The following is a 6,125-nucleotide window of genomic DNA, read 5'->3' on the forward strand; positions in this document are numbered from 1 at the left end:
GCGGCCGACCGTCACAAGAAGGCGTCCGAGGGGACGTAGGGCGCGGGCGGCCGCATCCCGCGCAGGCACAGGTAGCCGGAGTTGGACAGCTCCAGGCCGGCCGCCAACCCCACGTCCAGCGCCCACTGCTGATCAGCCGTCAGATGCGGCACACGCGCTGCCCCGCCCTCGGGGACGGCCAGCAGCGCCGCGGTGAGCAGCCGGGTGGCCAGTCGCCGCGAGGTGGCGGCCAGCAACTCGACCTTGCCGCCGTCGAGGTAGCAGTACCCGCTGCCCGCCAGGTCGTCGGCGACGAACAGCCGGCAGCCGCCCAGGAGTTCCTCGTGGTCGGGGCCGTGCGCGCCGCCCCGGGTGCGCCGGTCGACGGAGTCCATCAGGTCCCGGTGCCGTGGGGTGCCCTCGTGCACGGCGCCGTCGGGGGCGTCGAGCCGCGCGGGGTCGACCACGCCCTTGAGGCACATCGCCGGGTGCAGGGTGAATCCGGCACGGCGGTAGACGCGGGCCGCGATGGGGTGGCGGGTACCGCACACCAGGCCGCGCAGACAGCCGCGTCCGTACCCCATCGCCCGTGCCAGCAGCGCCGCGCCAACGCCCTTGCCCTGCGCGGCCGGTACGACGGCGAGCAGTGAGAGCCCCCACAGGAACTCGCGCTTCAAGGACAGCGCCACGCCAACCGGACCGCCCACCGGGTCCTCCGCGAGCCAGCAGCCGCCGGGATCGGTCCTGGCGAGGTACCGGGCGCGCCCGCGCAACCGGGCGACCTGCTCCGGCGGCCACCCGACCCCCGCCAGCACCCGCGAGCCCCCGAACGAGGCGGCGGTGACGGCCTGCACGGCGTCGGCGTCATCAGCGGTATCCCGTACGGGGCGCAACAGCATCCCCCCATTAAAAAGGGAGGCCGGGGGGCTTGCCCCCCGGAACGAAAACCCCGCTGTTCCGCTGCGCTTACGGCAGCGCCAGCATCTGCTCCAACGCCAGCTTGGCGTAGTGCTCGGTCTCCTGGTCGACCTCGATGCGGTTGACCACCGTGCCCTCGGCCAGGGACTCCAGTGCCCACACCAGATGCGGCAGGTCGATCCGGTTCATGGTCGAACAGAAGCAGACGGTCTTGTCGAGGAAGACGATCTGCTTGTCCGGGTGCGCCTTGGCCAGTCGTCGGACCAGGTTGAGTTCGGTGCCGATGGCCCATGCCGACCCGGCGGGGGCGGCGTCCAGCGCCTTGATGATGTACTCGGTCGAACCCACGTAGTCGGCCGCCGCGACGACCTCGTGCTTGCACTCGGGGTGCACCAGCACGTTCACCCCGGGTATCCGGGCCCGTACGTCCTCCACCGAGTCCAGCGAGAAGCGGCCGTGCACCGAGCAGTGGCCGCGCCACAGGATCATCTTCGCAGCCCGCAACTGCTCGGGGGTGACGCCGCCGCCCGGCTTGTGCGGGTTGTACACCACGCAGTCGTCGAGCGAGAAGCCCATCTCGCGGACCGCGGTGTTGCGCCCGAGGTGCTGGTCCGGGAGGAAGAGCACCTTCTCTCCCTGGGAGAACGCCCACTCCAGCGCGCGCTTGGCGTTGGAGGAGGTGCAGATGGTGCCGCCGTGCCGCCCGGTGAAGGCCTTGATGTCGGCCGAGGAGTTCATGTACGAGACGGGCACGGTGACGTCCGCGATCCCGGCCTCGGCCAGTACGTCCCAGCACTCGGCGACCTGCTCGGCGCTGGCCATGTCGGCCATCGAGCAGCCCGCGGCCAGGTCCGGAAGGATGACCTGCTGGTCGGCGGTGGTCAGGATGTCCGCGCTTTCGGCCATGAAGTGCACACCGCAGAAGACGATGTACTCCGCCTGGGGGCGGGCGGCAGCGTCCCGGGCCAGCTTGAACGAGTCGCCGGTGACGTCGGCGAACTCGATGACCTCGTCGCGCTGGTAGTGGTGACCGAGCACGAAGACCCGCTCGCCGAGCTTCGCCTTGGCGGCCCGGGCGCGTTCGACCAGATCGGGGTCGGAGGGCGCGGGCAGGTCGCCCGGACACTCCACGCCGCGCTCGCTCCTGGGGTCCGCGTCGCGACCGAGCAGCAGCAGGGCGAGCGGCGTGGGCTGGACGTCCAGCGGTGCGGGGGCCAGCGGTTCGGTGGTGGTCACGGGCGGGACGCCCTTTCTTCTCAGCATGTTCTCGCAACATGCCTTTTCGTCTAACTGACGCTATCTATCATAGCTCGTTCGCGTCAGATTGACGATGGCCATAGTGTCGATGTGACGCATCCGGCTCGTTCTGGCCAGCGGGTTGACCCGCCCCGGCTGGGAGGTGACCTCGCCGTGAGCGGTATGCGAGCATGAATGGAAGACGTAAGCGGGAAGCCGGAGATCGCGCGGAATTATTTCCGGGCGGCGGCGGTTCCAGTCGGCGGCAGAAGACCGACGTTGCGTAGAAACCGGGAGTGAACAGATGACGGTTCAGGACGAGACCACCGCAAGCGAGGGCATCATCCTGTCCGACGCCGCCGCGGCCAAGGTCAAGAGCCTGCTTGAGCAGGAAGGCCGCGAGGACCTCGCGCTGCGTGTCGCGGTTCAGCCTGGCGGCTGCTCCGGCCTGCGCTACCAGCTCTTCTTCGACGAGCGCTCGCTCGACGGCGATGTCGTCAAGGACTTCGGCGGTGTCAAGGTCGTCACCGACCGGATGAGCGCCCCGTACCTCGGCGGTGCCTCGATCGACTTCGTCGACACCATCGAGAAGCAGGGCTTCACCATCGACAACCCCAACGCCACGGGCTCCTGCGCCTGCGGTGACTCGTTCCACTGAGTCACCGGCACCTGTGTGAGGCGGCGTCCCCGGCCCGGGGCGCCGCCTCACACATGTCCGCGGCACCGCTCAGCGTGTCTGCGGCACCGCCTGGCCGTCCGAGGAGTCGTAGACCGTACGGCCGCCGAGCGGCTTGTCCAGCGTCACCTGCGTGCTGATCGACTTCGCTATCAGCACGCAGATCTGCTTCGGGTTCTTGGCCGCGCTGGTGATCTGCACCTTCACCGCGTCGGCGGACTGGCTGACCACGGTCGCCGAGTAGTTTGAACACACCCCGCCCCAGAAGTGCAGGGTGAGCGTCGCACCATCAGTCGTGTAGGACTCGATGTGCACACGGGACGACGTGTTGCCGTTGCCCGGCGGTGTGCTCGCCGGCGAGGTCCCGGCCGGGGGCACGATGTACTTCGGGTCCACCGCGGGCTGGGCGATCTCGGTGGTCCGCTGGTCGACGGGTTGGGCCACCTGGAACAGCCAGGAGGGCACCAGTTCCGGCCGGCCGTTGACGAACTGCGCGGACAGCCCGAACCGCGCCCCCCGCACGTCCAGCGGCTGGGGCTTGCCCACGGCGCAGCGCGAGGGCACGCGCAGCGGCAGATCGCCAGGGTCGGCCGGGCCGCTCGGGGCGCTGCCCGGAATGCCCGGGTGCATGGTCCGGCAGGGGCCGGTGCTCGGGTCGGCGCCTGGGCCGGTGCTTGGGCCGGTGCTTGGGCTGGTGCTTGGGCCGGTGCCGCTCCCGTTCAGCTCGTTCAGCGCCCGCTGAGCGCTCACCGCCGGGTACGAAGCGCCCTGCGTCAGCGCCGCCAGTCGTCCGGAACCGCTCGACAGCCCGCCGTCCGAGCCGACCTGGAGCGTCGTCTGCCAGCCGTGCGTGGCCAGACCGCCCACGACCGGGTCCACCACGACGCTTCGGAAGCCGCCCGCCGTGTGCGTGGCGTCCACCCGCGCCCCGTCCAGACCGAGCGCCGTCAGCACCGGTGCGGCGGCATGTTTCGCCTGGTCGGGCGAGGCGGCTGTGCCGGAGGAGGCGGCGGCCGTCGCGGACTGCATCGCGCGCTCGGGGGAGTAGCAGATGGCCCGGCCGGTAGCGCTGACCTCGCCGCCGTTCGCCGTCGACGGCCTGCAGCCGGTGCCCGACCCATCGCGCGAGAACGCCCAGCTGCCGGGCGCCTGTTGGGCCACCTGCAGTGTGGGCCCCGGTGCGTTGTGGCTCGGTGCGGCCCGCCACAGACCGTGGTCCAGCGTTACGGGTCCCGACACGCCGAGCGCGGCCGCCAGCTTCGCCACGTCGTCCCGGGAGACCTCGCCGCGCGGCTGGAAGACGGGCGCGGAGCCGGGGCCGGAGGGCAGGGCGCCGGTCGCTCGGTACTGCAGTCCGGGCGCCGCGCCGTCGGCCGCGGCCCAGCCGCTCAGTGCCAGCGGGGCCGGGCCGGACCTCGGGCCGGCCGCCGCGGGGCCGGGAGTGCCGCCGGCGGCCGACGCGGCCCAGTACGCGCCACCGCCGCCCGCCACCAGGACCGCCCCGGCGACCAGGGCCACGGTCAGCGAGGACCGGCGCCTGCGGGGGCCACCGGTTGGCTCCGACACGCCGGACGTACCGGCTGATCCGCTCTCGGGCTTCCTCTCCGGGGTGCGCTCGATGCCCACCGTTCAGCTCCTTCGGCTCCGTGACGGTGCTGATGTCACCATCCGCCGTGTGGCGGACGTGACTTGGACGGAGCCGAGTGCCGTACGGTTCCGTGTACGGCATCCGGGTGAGCGGCGTACGGCAAGGGCGTGCGCGGGCGCGTCCCCGGCGATCGGGCCGGGTTCAACTTCCGTATTCGGACATTTCCTCGACGGCGTGCGCGGAGGCCGCTGGGACCCGTGTCCCGTGAATCGAGGACGGCGGAACCGGAGCGGCCACATCCATGTGCGGCGCCGCCCAGCGCGGGGCGATGCGGCGGCAGTCGTTCAGCAGATCCGCGGGGGAGCCGGACTCCGTGCCGGGGAAGCCGGGCACGCCGGGGAGTTCGGTGAACTCGGCACGTTCGGCGGACTGAGCCTGCTCGATCTGCTCGGCCATGGTGACTCCCGGTTCTGAGGGGCGCGAGGGAATCGTGCGCACTGGTGACTTTAGGCAGCGTTTACCCGGGTGGAAAGCGGTACTTTCCGGTAATTTCCTGGTGTCGTCGTAGTGCCTGGTCATGGGGGTTCCGTGCTCGTGGCCGACGCTTGGCTGGAACGGTTCGGTACCGGCGCTCCGGGACCACCCGGTAGCGTTGGCTGGTCCCGTACGGCCCAGAGGCCCTCCGGGCCGTTGCAATGTCCCCGCAGGCCACCGCCACCGCAGGAGCAGACCCGTCGTGCGTATCGCTGTCACCGGCTCCATCGCCACCGACCACCTGATGACCTTCCCCGGCCGCTTCGCCGACCAGCTGGTCGCCGACCAGCTGCACACGGTCTCGCTCTCCTTCCTGGTCGACACGCTCGACGTACGCCGGGGCGGGGTCGGGCCGAACATCTGCTTCGGCATGGGGGTGCTCGGACTGCGGCCGATTCTGGTCGGTGCGGCCGGTGCCGACTTCGGCGAGTACCGGGCGTGGCTGGACCGGCACAACGTGGACACCGAGTCCGTACGGATCTCCGAGGTGCTGCACACGGCCCGCTTCGTCTGCACCACGGACGCCGACCACAACCAGATCGCGTCCTTCTACACCGGTGCGATGAGCGAGGCCCGGCAGATCGAGCTGCAGCCGGTCGCCGAGCGGGTCGGCGGTCTCGACCTGGTGGTGATCGGCGCGGACGATCCGCAGGCGATGCTCCGGCACACCGAGGAGTGCCGGGCGCGCGGCTTCGCCTTCGCCGCGGACCCCTCCCAGCAGCTGGCCCGCCTCGAAGGCGACGAGATCCGGCTGCTGGTGGAGGGCGCGGACTATCTGTTCACCAACGAGTACGAGGCGGCGCTGATCCAGACCAAGACCGGCTGGTCGCCGGACGACGTCCTGGCGAAGGTCGGCACCCGGGTGACCACCCTCGGCGCGAACGGCGTGCGCATCGAACGCGCCGGTGAGGCCACGATCGAGGTCGGCTGTGCGGAGGAGGAGCGCAAGGTCGACCCGACCGGCGTCGGCGACGCCTTCCGCGCGGGCTTCCTGGCGGGCCTGTCCTGGGAGTTGGGCCTGGAGCGGGCCGCGCAGGTGGGCTGCATGCTGGCGACTCTGGTCATCGAGACCTTGGGTACTCAGGAGTACGAACTCCGTGCCGGCCACTTCCTGGAGCGCTTCACCAAGGCCTACGGCCAGGAGGCGACGACGGAACTCCGGGCTCACCTGTCGTAAGAGCTCTTCCCCACCCC

Annotated in this window: 6 protein-coding genes; 2 read left to right on the top strand and 4 right to left on the bottom strand. The window is 71.1% G+C overall.

The window, feature by feature from the left end; all coding sequences use genetic code 11:
* Window positions 1–11 precede the first annotated feature (11 nt).
* Both P2L57_RS31260 and nadA read right to left on the bottom strand, forming a co-directional pair.
* The gene (locus tag P2L57_RS31260; protein ID WP_275820242.1) at window positions 12–878 is read right to left on the bottom strand and encodes a GNAT family N-acetyltransferase; all 867 of its coding nucleotides are present in this window, start codon (window positions 876–878) and stop codon (window positions 12–14) included.
* Between the two features lie 67 nt (window positions 879–945).
* On the bottom strand, window positions 946–2,160 hold the full coding sequence (nadA, locus tag P2L57_RS31265) for a quinolinate synthase NadA (RefSeq protein ID WP_275820244.1): 1,215 nt from the start codon (window positions 2,158–2,160) through the stop codon (window positions 946–948).
* A 277-nt stretch (window positions 2,161–2,437) separates the two neighbouring features.
* On the opposite strand from nadA, the gene P2L57_RS31270 reads away from it, so the two are divergent.
* A complete protein-coding gene (locus P2L57_RS31270) occupies window positions 2,438–2,791 on the top strand; it encodes a HesB/IscA family protein (protein ID WP_269854307.1) in 354 nt (117 codons plus the stop codon).
* Between the two features lie 69 nt (window positions 2,792–2,860).
* On the opposite strand, the gene P2L57_RS31275 is transcribed toward P2L57_RS31270, so the two are convergent.
* On the bottom strand, window positions 2,861–4,435 hold the full coding sequence (locus P2L57_RS31275) for a hypothetical protein (RefSeq protein ID WP_275820247.1): 1,575 nt from the start codon (window positions 4,433–4,435) through the stop codon (window positions 2,861–2,863).
* 163 nt (window positions 4,436–4,598) lie between these two features.
* Window positions 4,599–4,853, bottom strand: coding sequence for a hypothetical protein (locus tag P2L57_RS31280; RefSeq protein WP_275820249.1), 255 nt, complete (start codon window positions 4,851–4,853; stop codon window positions 4,599–4,601).
* Between the two features lie 280 nt (window positions 4,854–5,133).
* Here P2L57_RS31280 and P2L57_RS31285 point away from each other — a divergent pair, with 280 nt between their 5' ends.
* Complete coding sequence (locus P2L57_RS31285; protein ID WP_275820251.1) at window positions 5,134–6,108, top strand: carbohydrate kinase family protein; 975 nt, start codon at window positions 5,134–5,136, stop codon at window positions 6,106–6,108.
* The last annotated feature ends 17 nt before the right edge of the window (window positions 6,109–6,125 follow it).

The sequence above is a fragment of the Streptantibioticus ferralitis genome, from assembly GCF_029223525.1.
Classification (GTDB): domain Bacteria; phylum Actinomycetota; class Actinomycetes; order Streptomycetales; family Streptomycetaceae; genus Streptantibioticus_A; species Streptantibioticus_A ferralitis.

Excerpts from the sequence above, each read along its gene's own strand:
- P2L57_RS31260 (WP_275820242.1), bottom strand. The coding sequence starts at position 878 with ATGCTGTTGCGCCCCGTACGGGATACCGCTGATGACGCCGACGCCGTG.
- nadA (WP_275820244.1), bottom strand. The coding sequence starts at position 2,160 with ATGCTGAGAAGAAAGGGCGTCCCGCCCGTGACCACCACCGAACCGCTG.
- P2L57_RS31270 (WP_269854307.1), top strand. The coding sequence starts at position 2,438 with ATGACGGTTCAGGACGAGACCACCGCAAGCGAGGGCATCATCCTGTCC.
- P2L57_RS31280 (WP_275820249.1), bottom strand. The coding sequence starts at position 4,853 with ATGGCCGAGCAGATCGAGCAGGCTCAGTCCGCCGAACGTGCCGAGTTC.